Origin of the sequence: Sphingomonas elodea ATCC 31461 (genome assembly GCF_000226955.1) — a bacterium.
In the GTDB taxonomy this organism is placed as follows: Bacteria; Pseudomonadota; Alphaproteobacteria; order Sphingomonadales; family Sphingomonadaceae; genus Sphingomonas; species Sphingomonas elodea.
The window spans coordinates 16,613-42,095 of record NZ_AGFU01000049.1 but is presented as its reverse complement, the minus strand read 5'-3'; the positions used below and the strand labels follow the sequence as shown (position 1 = coordinate 42,095).

Below are 25,483 nucleotides of genomic sequence, written 5' to 3'. Positions count from 1 at the left end.
GCCGTCGCCGTAGCCGTAGCCGGAGCCGTCGCCGTAGCCGTCGCCGGAGCCGTCGCCGTCGCCGTCGGCCTGGGCCGCCTTCAGCACGTAGCGATGGTCCTTGGCGGGGACCAACTCCAACACCTCGCTGACAGGCATGGCGGCGGCGATCTTCTTGGCATGGCGCCGCACCAGGGTGCCGACGCCATCGAAACAGGCTCCACCCAGACGAACGACGTCGTCCGCGGTGATTACTTGTTCCATGCTGCCCAGGCCTCCGGCTTGATCGCGAAGATCGCGGTGATGTCGTGCAGCATCGGGATATCGGCCGGAGCGCTGATCTTGCTGCTGCCGGTCGGGCCGGTGTCGGCCAGCTGCATCACGCCCTTGGTGGTGCCCCAGTAGATCGCCATGCGGGCGTTGCTGAGCGGCATCGCCTTCGCCGACAGATCCTGATCGTCGGCGATCTCGCCTGCGAAGACGCCGCGATGTGCCGTGGTGACGAGAACTTGCTTCATGATGTGCTCCTGAGATGCCCGCGGGAAAGCAGCGCGGCGGCATCAGACCGCGCGACCAGAGGACGCGGCCCGCCTATCGGGCGGTGCTCGCGCTATCGAATGAGGTGCTCCGGCCGGCCTCCGCGGCCGGAGCGAGGGTGCGCGCGTTCGCGCTGCTTGCGACCACGAGGGTTTGTGCGGAGGCCACCTCGGGGGAATGGGGCTGGTACGCCGCGACGACGCACCGAATGAGCATGCTGGCCAGCAGCAGGGCGGCAACGCCGAGCATGGCGACGGGGAAGCGATCGCGCATCAGCGGCACCTTTCCTGGACGAGCTGGCGGTTGAAGGGGTGGGGCTCGTCGGCCCAGCCGTCCCGCATCACGATCTTCACATCGCCGTTCGGCGCGATCACCCGCAAGCGATGGTCCCTGGTGACCGAGAGCACCGGGCAATCGAACTGGAACACCTGCGGAACATCGCCGCGCCGGTGCCCGCCCTCGCGTTGCGTCGCCTCGCGGTAGACGGTGACGAACATCGCGTGCGCCTCCGGATCGATGCCGAGCTTCTTCATTTCGTAGCGCTGGGCGCGCGTGAACCGGTCCTCGGGCGTCTCGCCCCAGCCGATCCACGGGCTCCAGCCCGAGGGGGAGAGGTTGATGTGCTGCGGCTGCCGGGGGAACGTCACAGGAGCCACCAGCGGCGCCGGGGGCGCTCCTGCGTGTGCTCGACCTTGAACGGCTGGCGCCGATCGGCCGCAATCCATACCGAGCCCCAATGGCGGGTCTGCTCGGCGCGCTCGCTGGCGCGAAGCCGGGCGGGGGCGGGCTTCATGCCGCCACCGCCGCCCGCTCGGCGTCGATCGCCATGTTGATCAGCTCGAACAGCATCAGCCCGGACATGCCCAGGCGCACGGCGCGCAGATCGATGCCTTCAAGCAGTTCGTTCACCCGGCCGCCGATCGCGGCGCGGCGCGGGTGGCCCAGCGGCAGGCCCACCAACGGGCCGGTGATGTCGCGGATTTCCAGCACGGCCGGGCGGAAGTCGTCGACCGCCTGCAGAACGTCTGGATCGTTGAGTGAGGGATGCTGCTGCATCGGGTGCCTCCCATGCGCGGCCTTCATGGCCGGCTACGAGAGGCTGTTTAGATCATCTAAACAGGGTTCGCAACAAGAAAGTTTAGCTTATCGAAACACGCCTTGGCGCCGTGGAGGCCTGCGGGATTTCCTTACTTTCTACGAGCCGGATCATATCGGACCTGAGTCGCCGTATTGTCATCGCATCGTCTGGATGCATCAGCAGTTCGTAAGGCGCTAGGTTCAGATAGTAGGACAGCTCATTGACGGCATCGCGGGTGTAGGGCTGACCACCCCGGATCATCAGACTGACGCGCGCCTTGTTCCATCCGAGGTCCCGCACAATGTCCGCCTGGCGCTTTCCCAGCGCGGCAAGCCATTCCTTCAAATACCAGTCGTGGCGCGGTGCGGTCATGCTGTGATGATACTCTTTTACACGCGCCAATGCGTTCAGGCTGTCTAAACACGACGCTTGACGATTTACGTTTAGATAGGCTAAACCGTTTGGCATGACGCTGGACGACTATCTCGCCACCGAAGGTGCGCCCACGCTGACCGAGCTCAGCGCTCGCATCGGTGTTTCGAAGGGGCGCCTGTCCCAGCTCCGAAAATCCTCAGAATGGCCTGCGCAGCTTGCGCTTGACGCCGAGCGCGCGACTGACGGTGCGCTGGTGGCAGCGCAACTTTGCCCACTTATCGGGCGGATCCGGGGCGAAGCAGCATGATCACCAACCAACAGGAGGGCCTGATGGCCGACAATCCAGTCGCCGACGCGATCAAGGCAGCCATTGACGATGGTGCGCTGCGCGGAATCAACGGGGGCGTTGCTGGGGAAGGCGATGCGATCGGCCGGGTGGAGGCGCTGGCAGATTCGCTCGCCGAAACGGCAAGGCGCTTCGAGGCCGCGCTGGATTACCAGCGCAGCCAGACCTTGAGCATCCGGCTGGATGCCAAGGGCAAACCGCGCTGGTTCCGGCCGAACGGCACGATAATGAGCCGGCGCGAACTGGAAGATTACTATCGCGCCCTTAACGGTCCTATCCGTCCCCGCCATGAGCGTCTGCGGAAAATCGCAACCGCGCTTCGAGTGCTGGCCAGTCTTGGGGCTTATAATGCTCGCTGAACTGGCAAACACTTTCCTGGTCGGTCGGCACAGTGCACTCGCGCAGCCACCACATGCCCATCCGCATGGACACGGCCTCGTCCGCGTCGAAGCCGACGCCAGCGCTGTCGATCGCGCCCGCGGCGTTGAGGCACAAAGTCGTTCGCTCTTCGATGCAGCGGATGGTGTGCATGTCCAGAACGCCTGCATCGCGCAATCCATCAACGAGCGCGCGGATAGCATAGAGGGCAGCTTTGCCCGCATCTGCACTCGGCATTTTTCGATTTCTCCGGTGGTTGTTGGCTCCTCCACCGTAGCCGAAGGGGAGGGGTGTGAAAGCCCCTCCCCGAAGGCGGCGATCGCATGATCACGCTCGATCGCGACAGCGCCACGCGCGCCCGGCTTGCCTCTTCCTGCGCCCGTTGCGGCGTGGGCGGTTGGCACCCCGAGGCAGCCAGGTGCGCCGAACAGAATTGCGGCCTCTCGGCCGTTGGCGATTCCCTCTCCCTGCTCGCCGGCGGCGTTTCGGGAGCGGGCGCGGAGCTTTCCCCCCTGTGCTCCGCGCCCGTTGTTCCCGCGATTGTGAATTTCCCTGCTCATGTATCGGAGAATGCACGTTGAGCCGCCCGCATATCCACGGCCGTTATGCAACCGTTCCCGCATCGTTGCTGCTGGAGACGCTGGGCGACAGCCTGGCCAAGATCCGCCGCGAAGATGGCGCCACCGATGACGACCTGGGCGCCGTGCTGGGAAAGAGCGGTGACACGGCCGAGCGATACCGCGCGGGCGGCAGCGAGATGGGCGTCGTGGCCTTTCTGCGCGGCTGCCGCGCCTGGGACGGCCGCTTCGCCAATGCCGCGCTGGCGCTGGTCGGCATGAAGCTGGTGGAGATCGAGAGCGGCGCGCGCAGTGACCGCGCGGGTTTCACCGCGCTGGCCATGCTGCTCGCCCAGCTGTCCGAGGCCCTGGAAGACGACAACATCGTCGACGATCGCGAGCTGGCCGCCATGTCGGCCGCTGTCGAGAGCGCCGGCAAGCACATCGACCGCCTCCGCGAGCGGCTTCGCCCGCGGCTGATTTCGAACCGAGGATGAACCGCCGGCGCGGGGCCGGCTGAAGGAGTGCACCATGATCGCCACGAATGGCGCGGCGGCTGCTCGGGCAGCTTCCGCGAGCGAAGATTTGCGCGCTGACCCCCGGGCAGGGGAGCGGTATCCCTTTCGCAACCACCGCACCGTCGCCGAGCTCTGGGCCGACTGCGGCCCGCTGCCATGCGTCGGTGGCGTTTGGCGCATGCAAGACGAGCGTGTTTCGACCGTCCATCGCGAGATCGACGGTTTCGTGTTCATACCGATCGCCGCGCGCACCGGCGCCGCAGAGGTTTGCTGATGCCCGCGCACCGCAACCCCAGATGGACGGCGGCCGAGGTGGCCATTCTGCGCGAGAGCTATGTCGATGGTGGGATGCCGGCGGCGCATCAGGCCTTGCCCCACCGCTCGATCTACGCCCTCCGCGTGAAGGCGGCCAAGCTCAACCTGCGCTCACCCCTGCGCGCGCCTGCCCGGAAGCACATGCTGCGCGGCGAAGCGCTCGCCCAGGCTATTGCGCTGCGGGAGCAGGGCGTTCCGTTCTCCCGAATCGCCGCGCAGTTCGGCGTTTGCGAGGTGGCTGCATCCAACGCGATCACGGCGGCGCTCTGCGCGGCCCGCGGACATCGTCCGGCTGAGCGTGATCGCGCGGGCAAGCTGATGCCCGCCGAGGTCGAGCGGCTGCGCTACATGCTCAAGAAGGGCGTGAAGCACATCGAGATCCAGCAGCGCATGGGCATCAGTGCGTCTACCGTCTCGCATTACCGCAGGTCCTACAACGCCGAGCTCGAGGCGCGCGGCAAGGCGCTGCTGCCGCCGCCCGGCAATGGCGAGCGCTACTCCGGCGTTCCGGTGGATCCCAAGGATCGCAAGCAGGTCGAGGCGCTGCTGATGACCGGCCTCGGCTCGATCAAGGTGTCGGACCAGACGGGCGTGAGCAAGACGACCGTTGTAGGGATTCGCAGGGCACTGGTGAAGCGACTGAAGGTGAGGGGTGAAGTGCTCCCGGGGTGCGACAGCAACGGCCGCCGAATCAAGTTGATCGCCCAATCCGGCAGCATCCCGGAATCGACGAAGGAACGTTTTCGCGCATTGCTGCTGAAACGCATGCCGGTGCTGCGCGCGACCACGCTGTGCGGCATCAGCGCGTGCAGCGGCTATCGGCTGCGCAACGCTTTCCGCGACGAGTTGGTCGCACGCGGCGAGCAGCTGCCCACGCCGAGGCGCCCGGGCAAGCTGACCCCGCAGGCGCGCGCCATACGCAGCACCGAGGCCCTCAGCCGGGAAGAGCGCCGGCGCCTGCGTGCGCTTGTGCATGCACATGGCGAGGAAGAGGGGCGGCGCGCATTCCAGCGCGAGCGCCAGGCAGCGTCCATGGCACCCAAGAGCTTCGAGGAGCAGCTCGCCCGGGTCGCTTCTGGCGCGGCCGGCATCACCCGCAACGTCAGGATCACACGCACCGCGCCGGACATGACGCTGGGCGGCATCGCATCGGGTGCGCTGTGATGTCTTGGAAGCACGACGAGCTGGCCGCCGACCTCGCGCAGCACCTCCGCTCTGATCAGCGGATGGTGTGGACCGACATGCAGCTCGGCCCGTCCGGCAGTCCGCGCCCCGACGTCTACACGATTGAGCGCTCCTACAGCCGGCCGATGCCGACTGCCTACGAGTGCAAGATCAGCCGGTCCGATCTGCGTTCAGATACCACCTCGGGGAAGTGGCAGAAGTACCTCGCCTATGCGGGGGCAGTGGTGTTCGCTGTGCCTGATGGCCTCTGCACGGTCTCGGACATCCCGGCCGGCTGCGGCCTTATCGTACGGAAGGCCAACGTCTGGCGCCACGTCCGGAAGGCGACGCGCCAATCCGTGACGCTGCCGATGGACGCCTGTATGAAGCTCCTGATCGACGGCGTGAGCCGAACCGAGATGGTGCGCGCTGCTCAGCCGCGCAGGGTCGACCTGTGGCGGGAACATGAAGCCGTGCGCCAACGGTTCGGCGAAGCCGTCTCGCAGGCGGCGCGTGATCTCGCCAAGGTGCGCGCCGCCACCGTGGACCATCAGGCGATGATAAACGAGGCTTACGCCCGCGTTGATCGGGAAGCAGCGACGCGTCGGACGTACCTGATGGATCAGGCGAAGAAGGAGGTCGCCGAGTTCAACCAGGCGCGCGCCGAGCTTTGCGAGATCCTCGACGTCAACGTCGACGCCAGCATCTACGAGGTTCGCCGCCAGATCGTCGCCATGAGGGCGCGGTGCGACGCAGACGCGAGGGTGGAGGCGATCGAGCGGCAGCTGCGTTCGGCGCGCATGGCGGTAGAAGCCGCGCTCAATGCACTGCGCCCGGCGGAGCCGGAGCAGCCCGCCAGCGATATGAGCGCTGCGGCATGATCGACCAGCCTGAAGCCCCGAACCCCGAGCGGCTGCGCTTGGAGGTGCTGGTCGGCATGGCCGCCAAGCGCCTGGCTCGCGCCGACCACAAGGTTGCCGCCGCCCAGGCCGAGCGCGTCGCGGCCGGCATCGCCCACACCGCCGCGATCGAGCGCCTCGCCGCCTGGGACGAGGCGAACCCCGATCCGCAGCTCGCCCTAATCTGAGAGGAGCCACCATGTCCGAGAAGGCTATGACCGACCACATTTCCGCCGAGCAGCTGCGGCTGCTGATCGAAAGAGTGGAAAGACTTGAAGAAGAGAAGAAGGGCATCAGCGACGACATCAAGGATGTCTATGCCGAGGCGAAGTCGACCGGCTTCGACGTGAAGACCATGCGCGAGGTCGTGAAGCTCCGGAAGATGGAGAAGCACCATCGCGACGAGGCCGACATCCTGCTCGAGACCTACAAACAGGCGCTGGGGATCTGATCATGGCAAAGCTGCTTGTCGAAGCGCTGGGCACCGAGGACGGCGATGTATGGGGCGTTTACGCCTATGGCCATATCGACCCGTCGACGCTGACCCTCGAGCTAATCAACGAGGCGCTGGACTATGCCGGCTTCGAGCCGCTCGACCATGCCGAGCCGCAGCATCTCTGGATGTACGCAGAAGAGGACGAAGACGGCATCATTGGCGACTTCCCTTGGCGGTTTTGCCCCGAAGGGACGGAGCGCGCGATCGCCGTCACCGGCATCGACCTGCAGGCCTGACGATGGGAATGCGACCATCCGTCATGCTGCGCGTCGCGCGCAAGCCGCGGGGCAACAAGTACAGCGCCAAGCAGACCGCCTGCCGGGCTGGGCACGCACACCCGTCCAAGAAGGAGGCCCGCCGGTGCAACGACCTGCACCTGCTGCAGATGGCGGGCGAGATCAGCGACCTGCAGATCGGCCCGAAGTTCTTCTTCGAGGTCAACGGGCGCACGCTGCTGCACGATAACGGCCGGCGCGCCGTCTACACGCCGGACTTCGTCTACCGGCAGCGCGGCGGCCAGCTGACGGCCGAGGACAGCAAGGGGATGCGGGTGCGCGACTGGCCGCTCCGCAAGGCGCTCTTCCGCGCCTGCTACCCCGATATTGAGGTGATTGAATCATGAGCGACCGGGAGCGCCCTGCGCCCCTGACGCCGGCGGACGCCGACCTTCAGGACTTCCCTTTCATGCCGCTGCACGTCGCCCGGCTGCGCGATAGCGATCTTGCTGCCGAGGCGCACCCGGAGGCGTGCTGGTATGCGGTGCTGCTGTGGGCCTCGTCATGGCATCAGGTGCCGGCGGGATCGCTCCCGGACAATGATGCGGTGCTGGCGAGGCTCTGCGGGCTGGGGCGCGACCTGCGCACCTTCCGCAAGCACCGCGACGACGCGCTGCGCGGCTTCGTCCCGTGCAGCGACGGTCGGCTATACCACCCCGTCGTTGCCGAGCTGGTGATCGAGGCCTGGCGGCGGAAGCAGGAGCAGCGTTGGCGGACCGAGCTGGCGCGCATCAAGAAGGCCAACCAGCGCAACGGCACGGAACTGCCGTCCCCGACGCTGGAAGAGTTCCTTGCAAGGGACAAACCAGTCCCGGTCCCCGATCTGTCCCTAGGGACACGGCCCGAAGTCCCCAAGGACAACGCATCCAAGGGACAGGGACAGGGACAGAGAGAGGGACAGGGACATACTAGTTCCGATGCTGACGCATCGGGCGCCGCGGCGCCGCCGACCCCGCCAGATCCCGAGAAGGTCATGTTCGACGCTGGGCGCCAGCTGCTCGGCGCTGCGGGCATGTCGGCGGATGCTGCGGGCCGGCTGCTCGGCAAGTGGAAGCGAGACTACGGGCCGGAGGCGGTGATCACCGCGCTCGGCAAGGCCCAGCGCGAAGGCGCGATCGACCCGAAATCATTCATCGAAGGATGCTTGCGAAATGGACACCGAGGCAACCAACAGCACCGCGCTCGCTCTGTCGGCAACGGATTGCTCAATGCCTGCATTGACGACGAATATGCGGAGCGTTTTGGCCCGAGCCACTGACGCGAACGCCCAGTTCACCGCTGCCGAGATCGCGCTGATCGAGCCGATCGCCCGAGCCGTCGCGCCGATCAGCCCTGCCGACCGAACGAAGGTGCGCCAGTCGATCACCGCGCTCGCTGCGGCTCTCCCGGCGCAGGCGACGGACGAGGTGACCGGGCGGCTGAAGCTGACGACGTACTACAAGATGCTGGAAGGCTGCGACGAGGCAGCACTCGACTACGCCTGCCGCCGCTGCCTGGATGAACTCGACTGGTTCCCGACGATCCATCAGCTGAAGGAGAGGATGGCGCGGTTCGTCAGCACCGATCAGCATGCGATCAACGTCGCCCGCTACATCGTCCGGAACGGGAAGCGTGTCGTCGTGGACGAACCGGTCCAGCCGCTCACCGACGCGGAGATCCGGCGCATGGGACCCGACCTCCGTCGCATGGGAATGCAGATGGGCTACCTCAGCAAGGATCAGGTCGACCGAGCCTTGGCTGAGGTTCTGGCGGAGCCGGAGCAGCGCGCCGCGTGAAGGTGAGAACAAAGCGTGATTCAGGTGCCGGTTGGGAGTATTGGGGTGGTTGATATGAGCGGGACGACGGGCACGGCTGGCACCTGGTGCATTCTGCGGACGAGCGGCGGGCGCACCGTGCCCTTGGCGCGGTCGCTGACCGCGGCCGGGTTTGAGGTGTGGACGCCCGTCCGCACGATCCGCCGGCCCGCGCCGGGGCAGGGGCGCCGCCTGGTCATGGGCCAGCGGCGCAAGCTGATCGACGTGGATCTGGCGATCCTGCCGGGCTTCGTGTTCGCCCGCGCTGATCAGCTCCATGATCTGGTGCGGGCGGCTGGCGCTGAGCTGAGCCCGCATCCCGCCTTCTCCGTGTTCCACCAGGCAGGCCGCGTGCCGCTGGTGCGAGATGCCAGCATCACGGGCCTGCGGGCGGCGGAGGATGGCGCGCGCGAGCTGCGACGTGCCGAGCTGGAAGCAGAAACGCGAGAGGAGGCGCGTCGGGCGCGAGCTGAGCGCATGCGAACCGAGAGCAATCGGCGCAAGGCGTTGCGGCGGGTGTCCAAGGACCTACCCAGCAGAACCGAGGTGATGGTCGAGGGGATGCAGGCCTTCGACGGTCTGGTCGGCATCGTGGTGGAGGGCCGCGGCTCGACGGCAATCGTCGAGTTCGGCGGTTCGTTGCGCATCGAAATCGAGGCTTGGCAGCTGACGCCGACGTTGCTACAAAACGGGAACACTCGTCAGGGTGTTGCCGCTTGAGCGGCTTCGGGACGATCGATCTGGGGCATCGCCCTTGCGCCTCCCACCGCAATCTGCCCCGGCGCTACACCCCGCCGGAGCGGAAGTTAAGATAGCGCAATAATATTGCTAGGTATTGAAACAATTCGACGTGAGCGTAACAATATTACGTGTGCAGATCACGCAGCGTAATATTATTTCGCGTTACCCCCCCCCCCTTCGGGTCCTTCCGGCATCAGGGCGGTATGCGGGGGCCTAAGGCGCAACTTAGCTCTAGCCACGAAATTGCCTATGGTTCTTCCTCCTTGGGGCAGAAAATGGCGGTTTTCTGCGGGGTTCAGCCCTGTCGACCGGGGAACTGGATGGAAATCGACCTAGACAGCCCCTCGCGGCCGCAGATCGCCGCAGTGCTCGGTTGCAGCAGCCGCTGGATCGGCGAACTGCGGGCCAAGGGAGAAATGCCGGCGGACGGCGCGCCGATGTCGGAGAACATCGAGGCGTGGGTTGCTCGCCACCTGCCCAGCGCGGGCGCTGACGGCGAACTCGACAAGGAGCAGCAGCAGGCCCGCCTCGCGAAAGAGCAGGCGGACGCCAAGGCGATGGACAACGCCGAGCGCCGCAAGGAGCTGGCATCGCTGCCGGACATGACCGCCGCAGTGGTCGGCCTGATCACGCTGGCGGTGTCGAGATTGCAGCAGGTGCCGGCACTAGTCGCCAAGGGCGACCACAAGCTGCGCACCCGGATCGAAACGGCAATCAACGACGCCCTGGAAGAACTCAGCGTCACCCGGGTTGAGGAGGCGGCTGGCGGAGGCCTGGAGGATGAAGAAGATTCCTCCGGCGAAGACGAAGGAGCCTGACAGCCTCGCGGTACGCGGGGCCGACATCGGAGCAGCAGCGCGCGAATGGCTGGCGGCATTTCGCCCCCGCAAGCGCGTGCCTCTGTCGGAGTGGATGGCCGAACACGCCCGTCTGGACGACGGCAGCAAGTTCCGAGCCTTCCCGTTCCAGAACGGCATCGCGGATGCGTTCACGGATCCAGAGGTCAACCAGATCTCGGTGCGCAAATCGAGCCGCATCGGCTACTCGACGATCGTCCAGGGGTATGTCGCCTACAGCATCGAGTGCGAGCCGCGCCGGCTGCTGATCTATCAGCCGACGATCGACGACGCGGAGAAGTACAGCCGCGACGATCTCGACCCGGTGCTGCAATGGCCGGTCGTCCGGAAGGTCGCGACGTTCAAGCCGCGGCACGCCGACAACCAGATCAGGGCCAAGCGCTTCAAGGGCGGGTGGATCCAGATCAAGGGCGCGAACAGCCCGAAGGAGTTCCGCCGCGTCACCGCGGACAGCGTGCTGCTGGAGGAGCCCGACGGGTACCCGTGGGCGGCAAAGGAGGAAGGCGACCCGGCGCGGCTGGCGTTCAAGCGCAACCTGACCTCGCCGCGACGGTTTAGCGCCGCCGGATCAACGCCGAAGGTTCAGGGCAAGAGCCGGATCGACAAGCTGTTCGAGCAGGGCAGCCAGGAGTTCCGGTATGTGCCGTGTCCGCACTGCGGGCATATGCAGCTGCTGGTGTTCGGCGACGGCACAGGCGCCGGCATCCGCTGGCATCCGAAGGAGAACCCTACCACCGCGTGGTACCGGTGCGAGAATGGGTGCGACATCGACGAGGCCGACAAGGTCTGGATGGATGAACACGGCGAATGGCGGGCGCACAACCCTGCCGCGTTCCCGCGCCACCGGTCCTTCCATATCTGGGCTGCGTACAGCCAGCACCCCGGCGCCGCCTGGCTGGAGATTGCGCGCGAGTTCATGGAGGTCCGCAAGGATCCGAACCTGCTGCGGACGTTCGTCAATCAGGTGCTCGGCGAAGCATGGGCCGAGAAAGGCGAAGCGCCGGAATGGCAGCGCCTCTACGATCGCCGGGAGAAGGACATGGTCCTTGGCACCCCGCCGGCGTTCGTCGGCCTGCTCATCGGCGCAGCAGACGTGCAGCGCGCAGGCGGAGGCCGCATCGAACTGGACGTGTGGGGCTACGGGCCCGGCCGTCGGCGCGTGCTGGTCGAGCATATCGAGGTCGAAGGCTCAGCCGCTGACCAAGCGACCTGGGCGAAGATGGATCAGCAGCTCGCACGCAACTGGATGACGGCAGACGGGCGGGAGCTGAAGCTGCACCGCCTCGGCATCGACTCCGGCGACGGCGAGAATACGATGTTTGTCTACGCCTGGGCGCGGCGGCATCCCGGCGTTGTGATGGCGCTGAAGGGCCGCCCAGCGGTTGGCGTGTCCCAGGCGATCGCGGGCCCGACGCGGCAGGACGTGACGATTGGCGGGCGCAAGATTGCCGGCGGCGTGAAGCTTTGGACGGTCGGCACGTCGATGCTGAAGCTGGAGCTCTACGGGCAGTTGCAGCTCGAGAAGCCGGTCGACGGCGAGGAGTATCCGGAGGGCTACGTCTTCCTGCCGGACGGCACCTCGGACGAATGGATCAAGCAGCTGGTCGCCGAGCAGCTCGTGACACGGTCGCTGCGCAACGGGCGCAGCAAGAGCGAGTGGGAGCAGACCCGCCCCCGCAACGAGGCGCTCGATAATGCGGTCTACGCCCGGGCGATCACCTACGCGCTCGGCATCGATCGCTGGTCCGATCGTAAGTGGCAGCAGATGGGCGGGCTCAGGTCGAAGCCTGCCCGCGCCCACCAGATCGAGAAGAACGAACCACCCGCCGCCGCTCCGATGGAGCAGCCGGCACTCCGCCCGGTTGGACGCGCACCGCGACGACCGAACCCATTCACGACGCGAAGGAGATAGCTATGGCCTGGGCCGAGCAGGATCTCACCACCATCCGCGCCGCGATTGCGAGCGGGACGAAGGCTGTGACCTTCGCCGATGGACGCAAGCAGGAATATCAGTCGCTCGACCAGCTGATCGCCGCCGAGAAGGTGATCGACGCGGCGCTGAAGATGCAGGCGCAGACGACCGCCGGCGCCGTCCGCCGCCGGTTCGCGCCGTACTACCGGAGCGGCCTCTAAGGTGGCGTCGATTCTGTCGCGCCTATTCGGGCGCAGCGAGCAGTCAACGCCGCCAGCCCCTGCGAAAACGCCGCGCATCCGCACCGGGCGCGGCGCGCGCGCTGAATATGACGCAGCGACTGTCGGCAAGCGAGCCGCTGGCTGGCGCCGTACGCTACTAGACGCGAATGCTGAGCTGTCGCCGGCCGTGATGCAGGCGCTTCGCGGCATCGCCCGCGACCTCGAACGGAACAACCCATTCGCGGCGCGCGGCGTGTCGACGATCGCGAACAACATGGTCGGTACCGGCATCACCTTCCAGGTGCACCGGAACGGCAAGGTAGATGACCGGCTGAACAAGATCGCGCGGGAGCATTTCGACAAGCCGAACTGCGACGCGGCGGGGCGGCACGACCTATACGGGCTGCAACTGCAGGCCGCGCGAACACTGGTTGTCGGCGGCGAGGTGCTTATGCGCCGCCGTTGGCGCAGGGCGAGTGATCGGCTGCCGATGCCCTTCCAACTGCAGGTTCTAGAGCCAGACTATATCGATTCTTCGAAGCACGGGCTCGCCGCGAGCGGCGGCGGGTACTTCGTGCATGGCATCCAGTTCTCGCAGATTGGGCGCCGGACCGGGTACTGGCTCTTCGCGGGACATCCTGGCGACGCACGGCCGCGGCAGACCGGATCGAGTTTCGTTCCCGCCGCCGACATCGCTCACGTTTTTCGCGCCGATCGCCCGGAACAGGAGCGCGGTGCCACCTGGCTCGCCCCCATCGTTCTGCGAATGAAGGACTTCGCGGACTACGAAGACGCGCAGCTGACGCGCCAGAAGATCGCCACCAGCTTCGTTGGGTTCGTGTCCAATGAGGAGGGCGATGGCATCCCAGGCGTCGAGCAGGATGAGCAGGACGAACGCCTGGATTATGTCGAGCCCGGCACGTTTCAGTATGGCCGACCGGGCGACAAGATCGATTGGTCAAATCCGCCTGGCGTGGACGGCTATGCAGACTATTCGCGCGTCTCGCTTCGCGCCATCTCGGCCGGTCTCGGCGTGCCCTATGAGGCGCTCACCGGCGACCTCTCGAACGTCAACTTCTCCTCCGGCCGCATGGGCTGGCTGGAATATCAGCGCTCGCTCGCCGCCTGGCAGTGGACGATGTTCATCCCGCAATTCTGCGGCGCGGTCGGTCAGTGGATGATCGAGGCGCTGGAGGTGATGGGCGAGGACGTCAGCGGCGTTGAAGTCCGCTGGACCCCGCCGGGCCGAGAAATGATCAACCCGTCCGAGGAAGTGAAGGCGACCCGCGACGCGATCCGCGCCGGGCTCGACACCATCTCGGCGGCAGCACGCCGCCGCGGCGAGGATCCCGACGTTTTCCTGGCGGAATGGGCGGCTGACGCGGCCCGCATCGACGCACTGAAGCTCACCTTCGACAGCGATCCCCGCAAGGTCACCGCGGTCGGCAACCCCGCCGACCAGGGCGCGGCGAACAGCACCCAAGGAGCCTAGAATGGCAGAAATCTGGCGCCCTGTGCCCGGCTGGGAGGGATATTACGAGGCATCCTCTGAGGGGCGAGTACGGTCTCTCGACCGGGAAGTTCGTTTCCGCAACTCGCGAGGCACCGAGGTTAGGCGGGTACTCAAGGGCCGGGTTCTCAAGCCTCACAAAAACGAGGGACGAGGCGGATACCTATCGATCAACCTCAGCGTAGATGGGGTTATCAATCATCGTGAAGTGCATACGCTGGTCTGCGCAGCATTCCACGGGCCGCGCCCCGGTGGGATGCAAGCCGCGCACCGCGACGGCAATCCTTCAAACTGTCGATCAGATAACCTTAGGTGGGCAACGCCAAGTGAGAACGCGCTAGATCGCGTCGACCACGGCACCATGCAATGCGGTGAGCGGCACTACGCGGCGAAACTCACAGCGGATGCGGTAGCCGGCATTAAGGCCAGCAACCTGAGCCTTGCCCGGCTCGCCGACGAGTACGGCGTGGCTCCTCAGACGATAAGCAAAGTCAGGACCGGCAGGGCCTGGCGGCTCGCAGCATAACCACTTCAACAAGGAGGCTGCCGTGGCAGAGATCCTCATTTATGGAATAGTTGGGGATTCGTGGGACGGTCTCGACGCGAACACGCTCGTGTCCGCGATCTCCGGCAGCGAGGGCGACCTCGACATCCGCATCAACAGCCCCGGCGGCTATGTGATGGAAGGCCTCGCCATCTTCAACGCCATTGCGCGCGAGAAGGCGAAGGGCCGCAAGGTCACCACGCATGTCGACGGGCTGGCGGCCTCCATGGGCTCGGTGCTGGCGATGGCCGGCAACGAAATCGTCATGGCTGATAACGCCCTGATGATGATCCACAATCCGTGGGACTGCGCCTGCGGAGATGCGAACGAGCTGCGCCGGAAGGCCGACCAGCTCGACGTGCTGCGCGATCAGCTGGTGGGCATCTACGCGCGCCAGACCGGCCTAACCGCCGACGAACTGATTCCCATGCTTGATGCCGAAACCTGGCTGACCGCCGATCTCGCGCTCGCACAGGGCTTCATCACCTCCATCGTCACGGCAGAGCGCGCGGTAGCCGCATGCAACGTGCAGAAATTCGGGTTCCGGAAGGCTCCCGAAAGCCCGCTCATCGCCGCCGCGGCGATGGCGCGCACCACCGGGACGGCCCCCGCCGCTCCGCCCCAGAAGAAGGAACACACCATGCCTCAGGGTACCCAGCCGGGCGGCGACAATCAGCCGTCCATCACCGAGCAGGACGTCCAGGCGCGCGAGAATGCCGCTCGCGCAGCCGAGCGCCAGCGCGTCAGCACGATTCGCGCGCTCGGCACCAAGCACAACCTCGACGCTGCGTTCATCGACGGCCTGATCGACAGCGACACCGGCATCGACGATGCCCGCGCCAAGATCCTGGACAAGCTCGCCGACGCAGGCGACGCCGTCAGCATCGGTCACAACTCGCCGGCGCGAGTGACGCAGGACGCGCGCGACAAGTTCGTCGAGGGCGCCACCAGCTGGCTGCTCGTCAAGTCGGGCGTCGCCTCGCTGGTCGAGAAGGCTGCCGCGCTGAAGGGCGAGAAGGTCCGCATCGATCCCGGCGAGTTCCGCGGCATGCGCAACGTCGATCTCGCCCGCGAAGCAATCGAAATGGCGGGCGGCCGCGTTTCGGCGCGCGACCCCGATACCATCGTCAAGGATGCGATCACCGCGCGCGGCACGATCACCCAGACGACCAGCGACTTCCCGATCCTGTTCGAGAACGCGGTCCACAAGATCCTGCAGGCGTCCTATGCGACCACGCCGGACACCTGGAGCCGGTTCTGCGGCATCGGGTCGGTGACCGATTTCCGCGCCCATACCCGCTACATGCGCGGTTCGTTCAGCGCCCTCGATCAGGTCAACGAGGCCGGCGAGTTCAAGAACAAGCCGATCCCGGACCTGGCGAAGGAGCAGATTATCGCCAGCACCAAGGGCAACATCATCAACCTCTCGCGTCAGGCGATCGTCAACGACGACATGGGCGTGTTCACCGGCCTGGCCGTGGACCTCGGCCGCGCCGCGAAGCTGACCATCGAGGTCGACGTCTACGCCCTGCTGGCCGCGAACCCGCTGATGTCCGACGGCTTTGCGCTGTTCTCGTCGCAGCACGGCAACATCCTCACGGCAGCGGCCCCCAGCGTCGCCGCGTTCGATGCCGCTCGTCAGTCGATGGCGCAGCAGAAGGATGTGAGCGGCAACGAGTTCCTCGACCTCCGCCCGGCGGTCTGGCTCGGGCCGCTGTCGCTTGGCGGCCTCGCGCGCGTGACCAACGGCAGCCAGTACGACCCGGACGCAAGCAACAAGCTGCAGCGCCCGAACATCGTCGCCGGCATGTTCTCGGACATCGTCGACACGCCGCGCCTGTCGGGCACGACCTGGTACGTCTTCGGCGACCCGAGCGTAGCGCCGGCAATCGAGGTCGCGTTCCTGAACGGTGTGACCGAGCCGTTCACGGATAGCCAGGACGGCTGGCGGGTCGACGGGGTCGAGTGGAAGGTCCGCCACGATTACGGCGTCGGCGCCGTGAACTGGCGCGCCGCCGAGCGCAACCCGGGCGCCTAACCTGACCCGCTGGGCGGGTGCTTTGCATCCGCCTCGACAGGAGAACGACCATGAAGATGATCAAGCTGCTGGACGCTGCCTATGTCGGCGGCGTCCTCCACTATCCGCGCGACGGCGTGCTGAAGACGACCGAAGCCGAAAGCTCGCACCTCATCAAGGAGGGCATGGCCGAGGACGTGACGGCGGACTTCGATGCCGAGGCCGAGGAAGCGCCGACGATCGCGGAAGCGCCCGTTGGCGAAGCGCCGGCCGACGATACCCCCGACACCAAGCAGGCGCGCCGCAAGGCCGCCGATTCCAAGGAGTAAGCCATCATGGCAGCCAATTTTGTTCAGGACGGCGAAGCGCTCACCTTCACCGCCCCCTATGCCGTCTCCAGCGGAAGCGGTTTCCGCGTGGGCGCCGTGTTCGCGGTTGCCCTCACTGCAGCAGCTTCTGGCGCTCAGGTCGAAGGCCGTCGCCGCGGCGTCTGGACCCTCACCAAGGCCACGGGCGAGGCGTGGACGGCCTATACCACGGTTCTCTACTGGGATGACACGAACAAGCGCGTCACCTCGACGGCGGGCAGCAATCTGAAGATCGGTGTCGCCGGGACAAACGCCGCCTCGGCAGACACCACAGGCCGCGTGGTTCTGTACCCGCAGGTCTGATGATCCTCCCCACCTCGGCCGGGCAGCAGCACGCCGCCCGGCCAACCTTTGGAGGCGACCATGTCCGCCATTCACCTGCACAGCCCCGCCACCACCAATGCTGGCACGTTCATCGATGCCGGCGAAGACGTGACGATCGGCAACGGCAAGACCCAGATCGACGCCGATCGCGCTACCGAGCTGGTCAACGCGAAGCGCGCCGTTCGCGTCGCGAGCCAGCCAGCAGCGAAGAAGGCGGATAATGCCTGATCCTTGGTCGGCAGCGGCCGCGGCGATCCGCGCGCAGTCTCCCGACACCGTGACCTATACCGGGGGCGGCCTGCCTGTGCCGACCGAGATCCGCGTCATCTGGACGGACGCCCCCGGTGACCCATTTCAGGGCCCTGGCAACACGACGCGAACGGTCTCCATGGAGATCGCCGTCGATGCGCTGCCGCAACGGCCCAGCAAGGCAGATCGAGCGACGCGCAACGGCATCGTCTGGGCACCACAGCAGGTGACCAAGGACGAGAACGTCGGTGCCTATGTCGTCGTGCTGGAGCGTGCCTGATGACCGCCATTCGCGCTCAAATCGTCGCCGAGATCGCCCGCCGCATGGCGCTGGTGCCCGGCATCAACGAGGTGGAGGTGATGCCTAGCACCGACCCGGATGTCTGGCCCGCCCTCCACCTGTTCGACGATGGGCAGGAGCCGTCCGAGTATGGGGCAGAGATCACCCGCCAGAACTTCGCGCCGCGCATCGAATGCTATGTCGAGCAACCCGGCGGCGCCGCAGCCTACGCACTGCTGAACGATATCTATTCCGCCGTCATCGCCTCGCTGATCGACGGCACCCAACTTGGCGGCCTTGTCGAGACGATCGATGAGGGTCGCATGGAAATAGATGTCGCGCCGCTCGCCTCCGCGCCGCGCCTCTATTTCAGGCTCGACCTGCCCATCACCTTCGCCGCGCGCCGCGGCGATCCCAGTCTACCCGCCTAGAAGGAGTTCCACATGGGTGACGTTACGCAGCGCTCGGCGTTCATCGCCGTGGGCATCCGGCTAATGGCCGATGAAAATGACACCGCGCTTCCCGATCCCTCGACCGACTTCATCGGCATCGAGCTGGATGGTATCACGCGCGGCTCGCCGTTCACGCAGGAGCAGTCCAACGAGGCGACCGGCTCGATGGTGTCCGGCGCCGCGCAGGTAATCGGCCAGGCGGCGACCTTCGCCTTCCGCTCCCGCATCCGCGGTGCCGGCGCAGGCGTGACCTATACCTCGACCGTGAAGCCGCCGCTGCACGCCGCGCTGTCGGCCTGCGGCAAGCGCGCGCAGTTCCAGGCAGCCGTTGCCGCCGCGGCGATCACCGCCGGCACCGCGACCAGTGCGACGCTCGCAACGAGCTTCCCGGCAACCGCCGGCGCGCTCGTCGGCATGCCGCTGCTGTTCACGTCGGGCGCAAACAGCGGCCGCTCGCCGCTGATCACCGGCTATACCGCTGGGCGCCTCGCCACGCTGTCGGAGACCTTCGACACGCCGCTGACCACGGAAGCTGCCGCGATCCCGGCGAACTGGACCTATTCCGGCACGTCGCCGGCGGACGCGACCGCGAAGGCGACCGATCAGCCTATGGCGGTCATCGCGTTCTATCGCGACGGCGTGCTGTTCAAGTACACACACTGCCGCGGCGTCGTGAACCTCGACGGCCGCGCTGCCCGCCCGGGTTTCGCCGCCTTCAACTTCACCGGCATCTTCGCCGGCAAGAGCGATGCCGCCATGCCCAGCCTCGCCGCGCTCAAGCAGCACGCGGCGCCGAACCTCGCCAAGGGCACGGATGCGTCGAGCGTCGCGATCATGAATCGCAAGCCGCTGTCGCTGTCGACCTGGTCGTTCAACGACGGTGCGAACGTCACCTCGAGCGAGGACCCGAACACCGCCATCGGCTTCGGTGCCGGCGAGATTGGGCAGCGTACCCCGGTGCTCACCGTCGATCCGCTGGCGACGCTGGTCGCCACGCGCGACGTGCTCGCCCAGATCGCAGCCGGTGCCGTGGTGCCGGCCTCGTTCCGCTATGGCACGCAGGCGGGCAACCGCTGGGCGCTGACCATCCCCGCCGCCCAGGTGACCGGCGAGAGCGACACCCAGCGCGACAACCTCGTCGGCGAGCAGATCACCGCGCAGGCGATCAGCCTCGGCAAGGACGCCTACGCGCGCGACACCGACTCCATCCTGACGTTCTACTGAGCTCGGCAGCATGATCCTCACCAGCACCACCGAAACCGTGCCCTTCACGCCCCCGTGGCTGGAGGGCACACCCGGCGCGCCGATCTTCCACCTCCGCGCGGGCTCCACCATTGAGCGCGGGCAGATGTGCGCGCAGCTGGACGGCCCGCTGCAGGCTGCCAAGGTCTGGAGCCACCAGCTGCGCGAAGCTCAGCTGTCGGGCATCGACAAGCTGTTTGCGGAAGATCCGGAATATGACCGGCTGGTCGCGCTCTTCAGCGCCGAGGGAGACGAGGCCGAAGCGCTCACCGACGACGACCGCAAGCTGATCGAGCAGGTCACCAACCTGCTGGTGCAGCACTGGCCGGACTTCGCCGACCTAGTCGCCCAGATGCAGCGCCGGCGCGAGCTGGTGCCGATCGTGGCGCTCACCCGATTCTGCGCGGGCTGGGAAAATGTACGGGACGTAGCCGGCGAGCCGGTGCCCTTCGAGGCCGACCGCAACGGCCATGTCGCCGATCGCGCGCTGCGCCGCGTCCAGGAGCTGGATCTGCTGGCCGCAGGCAACTGCGCCTATGCGATGCAGTTCGGCGCGGGTGAGGAAAAAAACTCCGAGCGGCCGTCTTCGTCCGAAGGCGGCCAGACGACTTCGGAGGAGGCCGCACCGCCGGCGAAGGCTGGGAAATCGAAGGGACGCGCTGGCGCGAAAACCCGCGCATAGTCCTGCCCTCGTGGACCTGGGCGGTGGTCGACCTCTATTTCCAATGCCGCCGCTTCGCCTCCCCGCTGACCGGTCGGGCTCTGCCTTGCCCGGGCAGCGTCGGCGAGCAGCCGGCGGCATTGATGGATGCCTTCCAGATCTTGGAGAGCATGGAAGAGAAGCAGCAATAGCTGGAAATAAACCGGCTATACATTGCGAGCGATTGGGGTAGCTTCTGCGCCCGGCCAAGCATGGCCGGAGAGGGCAAACAGGGGCAAATATGAACACGTTGCAAGTTGCGGCTGCGATCGCGGCTGTTCTCGTCGGTGGTGCTGCGCAGGCGCAGACTATGGCGCAGCCAGCGGTAGCAGTCGTCGCACCAGCGAGCGGATCTGTTCTGCGGGTGGGGTCGGAAGTTCCGCTGAAACTCAGCGAGGAGCTGACGACCAAGGGGAAGAAGCTGAAGACCGGCTATCGATTCCACCTTGAGGTGGCAGAGAATGTGCTGGTCGATGGTCGGGTTGTCATCCCTGCGGGAACGCCCGCGTTCGGGGAAGTCACCGACGTGCGAAACAAGGGCATGTGGGGAAAGTCCGGGCACATCCATGCTCGGGTTCTGTATGCACTTGTCAATGGCCGCCAGATCCGCCTGACTGGCAACTTCGACGACAAGGGCGTCACGGGCACGGCAGGAGTGGTCGGCGCGGTGGCGTTCGTCCCGGTAGCAGGGTTCTTCATGACCGGTACGAGCGCGAAACTAGCGGTGGGCACTCCGGTCAAGTCGTTCGTCGACGAGGACGTGCCTTTGTCGTTCAGCGCAGCTGCGCCCCCCGCGATGGAAGTTCCGGCCGCAAAGCCTGCGACGGGAACAGCGCAGTAATTTTCTGAGGCCCCGATGGTTTCGGGGCCTCCTTTTGACAGGAGGAGCGTATGGCCTCGGCTGCCGACCTCATCCTCGACGGAAAAGCGCTGGACGCCAGCGCCGACAAGCTGATCCGGCAGTATCTCAGCGCGGGCACGAAGGCCGTCTCAACCACAGGCCGGAACCTTGAGAAGAAGCTGGAATCCGCGACCCAGGCAGCCGTCCCCGGCAAGCTCTGGCGGGCATGGCAATCCAGCGCATTCCCCAAGACAGGACCTGCCCGTAATCCAACCTCGACTGTCTGGCTGAAGGGCAATGCGAACGGACGCACCGGCGGCGCGGTGACCTTCTGGACGCAGCCTGGCACCATCCGCGGCAAAAACGGCCAGTTCCTCGCCGTCATGCTGCCGTCCGCTGGCGGCAACAATCGCCAGCGGAATATGACCCCTGGCGAATGGGAGCGGAGGACGGGCCAGAAGCTGCGATTCGTCTATCGCAAAGGGCGCGCCTCGCTATTGGTTTTAGACAACGCCACGCTGAACGGGCGCACGGGTTCAGCCCGAACCCTCACCGATCGCCGCAAAGCCAGCGGACGGGGCGCTACCACAGTCCCAATTTTCGTCCTGCTTCCGGTTGTCCGCTTCCGGAATGCCTTCGCGATTGAGCCGCTCGTCAACGCTTCTGATGGCGAGCTGGCCCGAGAGTTCTTCAACGCGGTGCGCGGCATCTCGCTGCGCTGACCCTCACCGAAAGGCAGCCCCATGGCACAGACGGACATCATTGCCCGCCTGCAGCTGAAGGCAGAGCAGTTCACCTCCGAGGCCGGCGCGTCCATGACCCGGCTGAAGGAGTTGTCCCGCGCGGCCGCTGCCGACGTGCGTCGCGAGTTCAATTCCAGCTTCGCGGACGTTCAGAAGACGGCGCAGACGGCGCTGCAGCTTCCGCGCACCACCACGGGCGGGCTGGACCTGTCGTCGCAGATCGCGCAGCTGAAGGCGCAGGAGGCGGCGGCGCAGGCCAGCGCGCAGGCCCAGCGGGAGCTGGCGGCGGCGGCGAACGCGGTTGCAGCGCGCGGCGGCGAATCTGCGGCGGCGCAGCGCCTGACGGCTGACGCCTCCATGGTCGCCGAGCGCGCGTCTGTGCAGGAGGCAACCGCCATCCGCGCGAAGATCGTGGCGCTTGAGGAGCTGCAAGCCGAGCTGAACCAGGCCGCCACCGGCACCTACCGCTTCACCGAAGAGCAGAAGCGCCTTGCCACGGCGAGCCGGGCGGGCGGCGCGGGGTTCACGAACCTTGGCCAGCAGCTGGGCGACTTCACCGTTCAGGTGGTGTCCGGCCAGAGCGCTGCCGTCGCATTTGCACAGCAGCTCCCGCAGGCGGCCTTCGCGCTCTCCACGATGGGGGGCGCCGCCGGGAAGGTCGGCGCATTCCTCACCGGCCCCTGGGGTACTGCGCTGACGATCGCCACGATTGCCATCACTCCGCTGGTTGCCAAGCTCATCGAGGGGTCGAACGCGGCCGACGAGAGCGCAAAGAAGCTGCAGCAGGCCACAGCCGCAGCGGATTCGTTCGCCTCTGCGCAGTCCCTGCTCGGGCAGATTATCGACCTGACGACCGGCAAGCTGAAGAGCCAGAACGAGGTTCTGATCCAGTCGATCAAGCTGCAGGCGCAGGCGAACCTGCTCGCGGCGAACAAGAAGATCGACGGCCTGACGGGCAAGAAGGATCCCGAATCAACGCTCGTCCAGACCGTGGGCGGCTTGTTCGGTGCCGTGGGACCGGGGGGCGGTATAAGCCCAGACCGGCGCGCGATCGAAGCCGGCGCAGTCCAGGCGCGTGCGCAGCGTCGACAGGAGGCTGTGCAGGCCCAACTGCTGGCCCAGCTGACGCGGTCGGTCGCCAACGACAAGCTCGCGAACGCCGATCCCTCCCTCTACGCCAAGCAGGTAGGCGCGGATCTCACGATTGCGCTCGGGCAGCTGGACCAGCTGGCTGTGAACGGCAAGTTTGCTGGGCAGTCGCTGGTTGACGTGAAGGCGAAGTTCACGGACCTCGCCAAGACCGCGACCGACAAGGCCGCAGCGCATCAGGTCATCTCCGTTGCCGAGGGCGGCCCGCTGCCGGACGAGCTGCGGCGGGAGAAGGCCGCGCGAAAGCCGCGCGCGCCGAAGAAGCCCCGCGACTTCTCCCGCTCCGACGACGCGGCTGAGCAGGCCATCACCGCAATCAACGCCGAGTGGGACGCGCAGCCGCGCCTCATCGACCGCGCCCGCCTGGCTACGCTGAAGCTCGACAATCTGCAGGAGCAGCTGAGCAAGCGGAAGCTGACCCCCGAGGTGCAGAAGCTGCTCGGACTGATCGATCAGGCCAGAGGCTCCATTCGCGATGGGCTGGACCGGCCGTTTCAGGACTTCGTGAAGTCCCAGCGCGAAAGTCTCGAGGTCGGCAAGCTGGTGCTGGCCGGTCGCGACGCCGAGGCGGAGGCGATGCAGAACATCCTGCGCCTGCAGGACCAGCAGGGCCCGCTCACCGACGCCCAGATCGCCCGCGTCTACCAGCTCGCGCGGCAGCACGAGGCCATCAGCCGCCTGCTGGAAGACCAGCGCCGTATCGTCGGCATCTACGAGAACGCCTGGGGCGGAGTCCGCGACCAGATCGATGGCGTGTTCGCCAAGATCCAAGGCAACGCCGGCGGCATCGTAGGCGTGGTGCAGAAGCTGCAGCGGGACCTGCTCAGCAACGCCCTGTTCGGCGGCATCGATCGCGAGATCGAGGATTACATTCGCAAGGCAACCGGCAAGCAGACCCCGGCGGAGATCCTGCAGGATCAGGCGCAGGGTGCAGGTGTCGCCCTACACAACAGCGTCGCGAGCGCGGGCTCTGCGCTTGACGAGTTCGTCGCGGCCATTTCCGATGCCACGTTGCGCATCAAAGGCGTGGACCCGTCGGCAGCGCGGGCAGCCGCTGGCTTCATCGGTGCAGGCCCTGCCGGCCTTGCCGCGGGCTTCAGCTCTGCGCTCTACGGCTTCAATGACAACGACATCGTCGTCAACGGCAAGGCCTCCCTTGGCGCGGAGCTCGGCCTTGTTCGGTCGAGCAAGGTTCTTGAAATCGCGATCGACGGCTGGGCGCGTCGCATGGAGCGCCTCGGCATCACGGTTCCCGAGACCATTACCAAAGGGCTGAAGGGCAATCTCAGCACCATCCTTGAAGGCGCGGCCTTTGGTGGCATCGGGGGCTCGGTGTTCTCGGCGATCGGCGGCGGCAAGGCCGACGGCACTGCCAGCAGCATTGGCGGCATCCTGGGTGAGTACGGGGGCAAGGAACTCGGCAAGCTTGTGCCCGAGGCGGCTAAGGGCCTGATGAAGACCCTGGGCGGCCTCGCCGGCCCGCTCGGTGGCATCGTCGGTGGCATCCTGGGCAACGTCGTGGGCGGGTTGTTCAAGAAGACCGAGCGAGGCTCCGCGCAGATCACCGGCGTCGATCAGGCGGCGGTCGTCAACGGCAACTATTCGGCCGTGCAGTCGGACCTGGGCGGGCTCGCCACGAACGTGCAGACCGGCATCCGCCAGATCGCCGACGCGCTCGGCGCGGATGTTGGCAACTTCGCGGTGTCGATCAACAAGTACAAGGACAGCTACCGCGTCGACCCGTCGGGCGGCACCAGCGTCGGCGGCAAGTACGGGACCAACGACGGCGTCCTGAAGTTCGACAAGGATCCCGAAGGCGCGGTGCGCGCGGCAATCGCCAACGCCCTGCAGGACGGCGCCGTCAAGGGCATCAGCGACGCGGCCCAGCGCATCCTCGCCAGCGGCAAGGACCTCGAGACTTCCATCAACAAGGCGGTGCTGATCGAGGCCATCCCGAAGAACCTGAAGAAGATGCTGGACCCGGTCGGCGCCGCGATCGACGACCTCAACCGCGAGTGGCGGAAGACTGTCGCCGCCCTGAAGGAGGGTGGTGCCTCCGCCGAGCAGATGGCGCAGGCCCAGCAGCTCTACAACCTGCAGCTGGATCAGGTGAAGAACTCGACCGCCAGCGCGAGCCAGACGCTGAAGGATTTCGCCTCCAGCCTGAAGCTCGGCAGCAACTCGCCCTACTCGCTGGGCGACCAGCAGGCCGAGGCGCTCGCAAAGCTGCAGCCGTTCCTGGACAAGATCGCGACCGGCTCGACGATCGACCAGCAGGCTTACCAGTCGGCGGCGAACACCGCGATCGACATCCAGCGGCAGATCTACGGCTCGACCAAACAGTTCTTCGACTTCCTCGACCTCATCCAGGGCGCGACGAACAAGGCAATCAGCACCATCGACAACGCGACGCCGGTGTCTGGCGCGGTCGAGAGCCCGTTCGCCAAGGCGACGGCCGACAGCGCGGCCAGCACCGCCCAGAACACCGCGGCTGCCAACGACCTCCTCGACCAGCTGTCCCGCCAGGCCGAGATCACGAACCAGCTGCTCGCCCAGCTCGCCGGCGGCGGATCGTCATCCACCGGCTTCCTCTCCGCCGCCCGCAACTTCGCATAGGTGACCC

38 protein-coding genes are annotated in these 25,483 nt (G+C 66.5%); 31 read left to right on the top strand and 7 right to left on the bottom strand.

Going from position 1 to position 25,483, the window contains the following annotated elements; genetic code table 11:
* From KK7_RS22960 to KK7_RS0113840, 7 genes are all read right to left on the bottom strand, one after another.
* Positions 1–243, bottom strand: a 243-nt coding sequence (locus KK7_RS22960) for a hypothetical protein (RefSeq protein ID WP_010545245.1), incomplete at its 3' end; no start/stop codon positions are given.
* Positions 231–497, bottom strand: coding sequence for a DUF6948 domain-containing protein (locus KK7_RS0113865; RefSeq protein WP_010545244.1), 267 nt, complete (start codon positions 495–497; stop codon positions 231–233). The genes KK7_RS22960 and KK7_RS0113865, both read right to left, overlap by 13 nt.
* A 73-nt stretch (positions 498–570) precedes the next feature.
* The gene (locus KK7_RS0113860) at positions 571–789 is read right to left on the bottom strand and encodes a hypothetical protein (protein WP_010545243.1); all 219 of its coding nucleotides are present in this window, start codon (positions 787–789) and stop codon (positions 571–573) included.
* Positions 789–1,172: a hypothetical protein gene (locus KK7_RS0113855; protein WP_237709215.1), complete on the bottom strand. Its 384-nt coding sequence runs from the start codon at positions 1,170–1,172 to the stop codon at positions 789–791. Before KK7_RS0113855 ends, KK7_RS0113860 begins: the two co-directional genes overlap by 1 nt.
* The gene (locus tag KK7_RS22955) at positions 1,160–1,309 is read right to left on the bottom strand and encodes a hypothetical protein (protein WP_158000012.1); all 150 of its coding nucleotides are present in this window, start codon (positions 1,307–1,309) and stop codon (positions 1,160–1,162) included. Before KK7_RS22955 ends, KK7_RS0113855 begins: the two co-directional genes overlap by 13 nt.
* Positions 1,306–1,572: a hypothetical protein gene (locus KK7_RS0113845; RefSeq protein ID WP_010545241.1), complete on the bottom strand. Its 267-nt coding sequence runs from the start codon at positions 1,570–1,572 to the stop codon at positions 1,306–1,308. The genes KK7_RS22955 and KK7_RS0113845 overlap by 4 nt, the downstream gene beginning before the upstream one ends.
* An 82-nt stretch (positions 1,573–1,654) precedes the next feature.
* On the bottom strand, positions 1,655–1,966 hold the full coding sequence (locus KK7_RS0113840; RefSeq protein WP_010545240.1) for a hypothetical protein: 312 nt from the start codon (positions 1,964–1,966) through the stop codon (positions 1,655–1,657).
* A 94-nt stretch (positions 1,967–2,060) separates the two neighbouring features.
* On the opposite strand from KK7_RS0113840, the gene KK7_RS0113835 reads away from it, so the two are divergent.
* The 31 genes from KK7_RS0113835 to KK7_RS0113690 all read left to right on the top strand — a co-directional run bounded on the left by KK7_RS0113835 (position 2,061) and on the right by KK7_RS0113690 (position 25,476).
* The gene (locus tag KK7_RS0113835) at positions 2,061–2,276 is read left to right on the top strand and encodes a hypothetical protein (RefSeq protein WP_010545239.1); all 216 of its coding nucleotides are present in this window, start codon (positions 2,061–2,063) and stop codon (positions 2,274–2,276) included.
* Positions 2,273–2,674 (top strand): hypothetical protein, encoded by a 402-nt coding sequence (locus KK7_RS0113830; RefSeq protein ID WP_010545238.1) that lies wholly within the window; start codon positions 2,273–2,275, stop codon positions 2,672–2,674. The genes KK7_RS0113835 and KK7_RS0113830 overlap by 4 nt, the downstream gene beginning before the upstream one ends.
* Complete coding sequence (locus KK7_RS22630; RefSeq protein WP_138983966.1) at positions 2,664–3,020, top strand: ZIP family transporter; 357 nt, start codon at positions 2,664–2,666, stop codon at positions 3,018–3,020. The genes KK7_RS0113830 and KK7_RS22630 overlap by 11 nt, the downstream gene beginning before the upstream one ends.
* Before the next feature lie 250 nt (positions 3,021–3,270).
* A complete protein-coding gene (locus KK7_RS0113825) occupies positions 3,271–3,747 on the top strand; it encodes a hypothetical protein (RefSeq protein WP_010545237.1) in 477 nt (158 codons plus the stop codon).
* A gap of 34 nt (positions 3,748–3,781) precedes the next feature.
* Positions 3,782–4,042, top strand: a complete 261-nt coding sequence (locus KK7_RS0113820; RefSeq protein WP_010545236.1) for a hypothetical protein — start codon at positions 3,782–3,784, stop codon at positions 4,040–4,042.
* A complete protein-coding gene (locus KK7_RS20730; RefSeq protein ID WP_010545235.1) occupies positions 4,042–5,247 on the top strand; it encodes a hypothetical protein in 1,206 nt (401 codons plus the stop codon). Before KK7_RS0113820 ends, KK7_RS20730 begins: the two co-directional genes overlap by 1 nt.
* Positions 5,247–6,128: a hypothetical protein gene (locus KK7_RS0113810; RefSeq protein ID WP_010545234.1), complete on the top strand. Its 882-nt coding sequence runs from the start codon at positions 5,247–5,249 to the stop codon at positions 6,126–6,128. Before KK7_RS20730 ends, KK7_RS0113810 begins: the two co-directional genes overlap by 1 nt.
* On the top strand, positions 6,125–6,334 hold the full coding sequence (locus tag KK7_RS0113805; RefSeq protein ID WP_010545233.1) for a hypothetical protein: 210 nt from the start codon (positions 6,125–6,127) through the stop codon (positions 6,332–6,334). Before KK7_RS0113810 ends, KK7_RS0113805 begins: the two co-directional genes overlap by 4 nt.
* A 26-nt stretch (positions 6,335–6,360) precedes the next feature.
* The gene (locus KK7_RS0113800; protein WP_010545232.1) at positions 6,361–6,597 is read left to right on the top strand and encodes a DUF2312 domain-containing protein; all 237 of its coding nucleotides are present in this window, start codon (positions 6,361–6,363) and stop codon (positions 6,595–6,597) included.
* A 2-nt stretch (positions 6,598–6,599) separates the two neighbouring features.
* Positions 6,600–6,878, top strand: coding sequence for a hypothetical protein (locus tag KK7_RS0113795; protein WP_010545231.1), 279 nt, complete (start codon positions 6,600–6,602; stop codon positions 6,876–6,878).
* A 23-nt stretch (positions 6,879–6,901) separates the two neighbouring features.
* Entirely contained in the window at positions 6,902–7,264 is a 363-nt protein-coding gene (locus KK7_RS0113790; protein WP_010545230.1) for a DUF1064 domain-containing protein, read from the top strand.
* On the top strand, positions 7,261–8,175 hold the full coding sequence (locus KK7_RS21575) for a DUF1376 domain-containing protein (RefSeq protein WP_010545229.1): 915 nt from the start codon (positions 7,261–7,263) through the stop codon (positions 8,173–8,175). The genes KK7_RS0113790 and KK7_RS21575 overlap by 4 nt, the downstream gene beginning before the upstream one ends.
* The gene (locus KK7_RS0113780) at positions 8,126–8,692 is read left to right on the top strand and encodes a hypothetical protein (protein WP_237709214.1); all 567 of its coding nucleotides are present in this window, start codon (positions 8,126–8,128) and stop codon (positions 8,690–8,692) included. The genes KK7_RS21575 and KK7_RS0113780 overlap by 50 nt, the downstream gene beginning before the upstream one ends.
* A 54-nt stretch (positions 8,693–8,746) precedes the next feature.
* Positions 8,747–9,430, top strand: coding sequence for a hypothetical protein (locus KK7_RS0113775; protein WP_029623282.1), 684 nt, complete (start codon positions 8,747–8,749; stop codon positions 9,428–9,430).
* Between the two features lie 341 nt (positions 9,431–9,771).
* Positions 9,772–10,269, top strand: a complete 498-nt coding sequence (locus KK7_RS0113770) for a hypothetical protein (protein WP_010545226.1) — start codon at positions 9,772–9,774, stop codon at positions 10,267–10,269.
* Entirely contained in the window at positions 10,232–12,220 is a 1,989-nt protein-coding gene (locus KK7_RS0113765) for a phage terminase large subunit family protein (RefSeq protein ID WP_010545225.1), read from the top strand. The genes KK7_RS0113770 and KK7_RS0113765 overlap by 38 nt, the downstream gene beginning before the upstream one ends.
* A gap of 2 nt (positions 12,221–12,222) precedes the next feature.
* Complete coding sequence (locus KK7_RS0113760; protein ID WP_010545224.1) at positions 12,223–12,441, top strand: phage head-tail joining protein; 219 nt, start codon at positions 12,223–12,225, stop codon at positions 12,439–12,441.
* Position 12,442: 1 nt separating this feature from the next.
* On the top strand, positions 12,443–13,933 hold the full coding sequence (locus KK7_RS0113755) for a phage portal protein (protein WP_193378024.1): 1,491 nt from the start codon (positions 12,443–12,445) through the stop codon (positions 13,931–13,933).
* 1 nt (position 13,934) lies between these two features.
* Positions 13,935–14,477 (top strand): NUMOD4 motif-containing HNH endonuclease, encoded by a 543-nt coding sequence (locus KK7_RS21940; RefSeq protein ID WP_010545222.1) that lies wholly within the window; start codon positions 13,935–13,937, stop codon positions 14,475–14,477.
* 22 nt (positions 14,478–14,499) lie between these two features.
* A complete protein-coding gene (locus KK7_RS0113745) occupies positions 14,500–16,533 on the top strand; it encodes a ClpP-like prohead protease/major capsid protein fusion protein (RefSeq protein ID WP_010545221.1) in 2,034 nt (677 codons plus the stop codon).
* 50 nt (positions 16,534–16,583) lie between these two features.
* Entirely contained in the window at positions 16,584–16,841 is a 258-nt protein-coding gene (locus tag KK7_RS0113740) for a hypothetical protein (protein ID WP_010545220.1), read from the top strand.
* A 6-nt stretch (positions 16,842–16,847) separates the two neighbouring features.
* On the top strand, positions 16,848–17,183 hold the full coding sequence (locus KK7_RS0113735; protein ID WP_010545219.1) for a DUF2190 family protein: 336 nt from the start codon (positions 16,848–16,850) through the stop codon (positions 17,181–17,183).
* A 60-nt stretch (positions 17,184–17,243) separates the two neighbouring features.
* Positions 17,244–17,432 carry a hypothetical protein gene (locus tag KK7_RS0113730; protein WP_010545218.1) on the top strand — a complete coding sequence of 63 codons (189 nt, stop codon included), beginning with the start codon at positions 17,244–17,246 and terminating at the stop codon, positions 17,430–17,432.
* Positions 17,425–17,733 carry a hypothetical protein gene (locus tag KK7_RS22625; protein ID WP_010545217.1) on the top strand — a complete coding sequence of 103 codons (309 nt, stop codon included), beginning with the start codon at positions 17,425–17,427 and terminating at the stop codon, positions 17,731–17,733. The genes KK7_RS0113730 and KK7_RS22625 overlap by 8 nt, the downstream gene beginning before the upstream one ends.
* Positions 17,733–18,164 (top strand): hypothetical protein, encoded by a 432-nt coding sequence (locus tag KK7_RS0113720; RefSeq protein WP_010545216.1) that lies wholly within the window; start codon positions 17,733–17,735, stop codon positions 18,162–18,164. The genes KK7_RS22625 and KK7_RS0113720 overlap by 1 nt, the downstream gene beginning before the upstream one ends.
* A 12-nt stretch (positions 18,165–18,176) precedes the next feature.
* Positions 18,177–19,409, top strand: coding sequence for a hypothetical protein (locus tag KK7_RS0113715; RefSeq protein ID WP_010545215.1), 1,233 nt, complete (start codon positions 18,177–18,179; stop codon positions 19,407–19,409).
* A 10-nt stretch (positions 19,410–19,419) separates the two neighbouring features.
* On the top strand, positions 19,420–20,109 hold the full coding sequence (locus KK7_RS0113710) for a hypothetical protein (RefSeq protein WP_010545214.1): 690 nt from the start codon (positions 19,420–19,422) through the stop codon (positions 20,107–20,109).
* A gap of 23 nt (positions 20,110–20,132) precedes the next feature.
* Positions 20,133–20,279, top strand: a complete 147-nt coding sequence (locus KK7_RS22950) for a hypothetical protein (protein ID WP_158000011.1) — start codon at positions 20,133–20,135, stop codon at positions 20,277–20,279.
* An 89-nt stretch (positions 20,280–20,368) separates the two neighbouring features.
* A complete protein-coding gene (locus KK7_RS0113700) occupies positions 20,369–20,968 on the top strand; it encodes a hypothetical protein (RefSeq protein ID WP_010545213.1) in 600 nt (199 codons plus the stop codon).
* Positions 20,969–21,018: 50 nt separating this feature from the next.
* Complete coding sequence (locus KK7_RS0113695) at positions 21,019–21,690, top strand: DUF6441 family protein (protein WP_010545212.1); 672 nt, start codon at positions 21,019–21,021, stop codon at positions 21,688–21,690.
* Positions 21,691–21,711: 21 nt separating this feature from the next.
* The gene (locus KK7_RS0113690; RefSeq protein WP_010545211.1) at positions 21,712–25,476 is read left to right on the top strand and encodes a hypothetical protein; all 3,765 of its coding nucleotides are present in this window, start codon (positions 21,712–21,714) and stop codon (positions 25,474–25,476) included.
* Positions 25,477–25,483 lie beyond the last annotated feature (7 nt).

Coding starts and splice junctions, on each gene's coding strand:
- KK7_RS0113795 (WP_010545231.1), top strand. CDS start 6,600: ATGGCAAAGCTGCTTGTCGAAGCGCTGGGCACCGAGGACGGCGATGTA.
- KK7_RS0113860 (WP_010545243.1), bottom strand. CDS start 789: ATGCGCGATCGCTTCCCCGTCGCCATGCTCGGCGTTGCCGCCCTGCTG.
- KK7_RS0113820 (WP_010545236.1), top strand. CDS start 3,782: ATGATCGCCACGAATGGCGCGGCGGCTGCTCGGGCAGCTTCCGCGAGC.
- KK7_RS0113700 (WP_010545213.1), top strand. CDS start 20,369: ATGAACACGTTGCAAGTTGCGGCTGCGATCGCGGCTGTTCTCGTCGGT.
- KK7_RS0113730 (WP_010545218.1), top strand. CDS start 17,244: ATGTCCGCCATTCACCTGCACAGCCCCGCCACCACCAATGCTGGCACG.
- KK7_RS0113845 (WP_010545241.1), bottom strand. CDS start 1,572: ATGCAGCAGCATCCCTCACTCAACGATCCAGACGTTCTGCAGGCGGTC.
- KK7_RS0113740 (WP_010545220.1), top strand. CDS start 16,584: ATGAAGATGATCAAGCTGCTGGACGCTGCCTATGTCGGCGGCGTCCTC.
- KK7_RS22625 (WP_010545217.1), top strand. CDS start 17,425: ATGCCTGATCCTTGGTCGGCAGCGGCCGCGGCGATCCGCGCGCAGTCT.
- KK7_RS0113810 (WP_010545234.1), top strand. CDS start 5,247: ATGTCTTGGAAGCACGACGAGCTGGCCGCCGACCTCGCGCAGCACCTC.
- KK7_RS0113840 (WP_010545240.1), bottom strand. CDS start 1,966: ATGACCGCACCGCGCCACGACTGGTATTTGAAGGAATGGCTTGCCGCG.
- KK7_RS0113775 (WP_029623282.1), top strand. CDS start 8,747: ATGAGCGGGACGACGGGCACGGCTGGCACCTGGTGCATTCTGCGGACG.
- KK7_RS0113715 (WP_010545215.1), top strand. CDS start 18,177: ATGGGTGACGTTACGCAGCGCTCGGCGTTCATCGCCGTGGGCATCCGG.
- KK7_RS0113760 (WP_010545224.1), top strand. CDS start 12,223: ATGGCCTGGGCCGAGCAGGATCTCACCACCATCCGCGCCGCGATTGCG.
- KK7_RS0113720 (WP_010545216.1), top strand. CDS start 17,733: ATGACCGCCATTCGCGCTCAAATCGTCGCCGAGATCGCCCGCCGCATG.
- KK7_RS0113770 (WP_010545226.1), top strand. CDS start 9,772: ATGGAAATCGACCTAGACAGCCCCTCGCGGCCGCAGATCGCCGCAGTG.
- KK7_RS0113865 (WP_010545244.1), bottom strand. CDS start 497: ATGAAGCAAGTTCTCGTCACCACGGCACATCGCGGCGTCTTCGCAGGC.
- KK7_RS0113835 (WP_010545239.1), top strand. CDS start 2,061: ATGACGCTGGACGACTATCTCGCCACCGAAGGTGCGCCCACGCTGACC.
- KK7_RS0113790 (WP_010545230.1), top strand. CDS start 6,902: ATGCTGCGCGTCGCGCGCAAGCCGCGGGGCAACAAGTACAGCGCCAAG.
- KK7_RS22955 (WP_158000012.1), bottom strand. CDS start 1,309: ATGAAGCCCGCCCCCGCCCGGCTTCGCGCCAGCGAGCGCGCCGAGCAG.
- KK7_RS0113695 (WP_010545212.1), top strand. CDS start 21,019: ATGGCCTCGGCTGCCGACCTCATCCTCGACGGAAAAGCGCTGGACGCC.
- KK7_RS0113800 (WP_010545232.1), top strand. CDS start 6,361: ATGACCGACCACATTTCCGCCGAGCAGCTGCGGCTGCTGATCGAAAGA.
- KK7_RS0113735 (WP_010545219.1), top strand. CDS start 16,848: ATGGCAGCCAATTTTGTTCAGGACGGCGAAGCGCTCACCTTCACCGCC.
- KK7_RS0113830 (WP_010545238.1), top strand. CDS start 2,273: ATGATCACCAACCAACAGGAGGGCCTGATGGCCGACAATCCAGTCGCC.
- KK7_RS0113690 (WP_010545211.1), top strand. CDS start 21,712: ATGGCACAGACGGACATCATTGCCCGCCTGCAGCTGAAGGCAGAGCAG.
- KK7_RS0113710 (WP_010545214.1), top strand. CDS start 19,420: ATGATCCTCACCAGCACCACCGAAACCGTGCCCTTCACGCCCCCGTGG.
- KK7_RS0113780 (WP_237709214.1), top strand. CDS start 8,126: ATGCCTGCATTGACGACGAATATGCGGAGCGTTTTGGCCCGAGCCACT.
- KK7_RS21575 (WP_010545229.1), top strand. CDS start 7,261: ATGAGCGACCGGGAGCGCCCTGCGCCCCTGACGCCGGCGGACGCCGAC.
- KK7_RS20730 (WP_010545235.1), top strand. CDS start 4,042: ATGCCCGCGCACCGCAACCCCAGATGGACGGCGGCCGAGGTGGCCATT.
- KK7_RS22630 (WP_138983966.1), top strand. CDS start 2,664: ATGCTCGCTGAACTGGCAAACACTTTCCTGGTCGGTCGGCACAGTGCA.
- KK7_RS0113805 (WP_010545233.1), top strand. CDS start 6,125: ATGATCGACCAGCCTGAAGCCCCGAACCCCGAGCGGCTGCGCTTGGAG.
- KK7_RS21940 (WP_010545222.1), top strand. CDS start 13,935: ATGGCAGAAATCTGGCGCCCTGTGCCCGGCTGGGAGGGATATTACGAG.
- KK7_RS0113765 (WP_010545225.1), top strand. CDS start 10,232: ATGAAGAAGATTCCTCCGGCGAAGACGAAGGAGCCTGACAGCCTCGCG.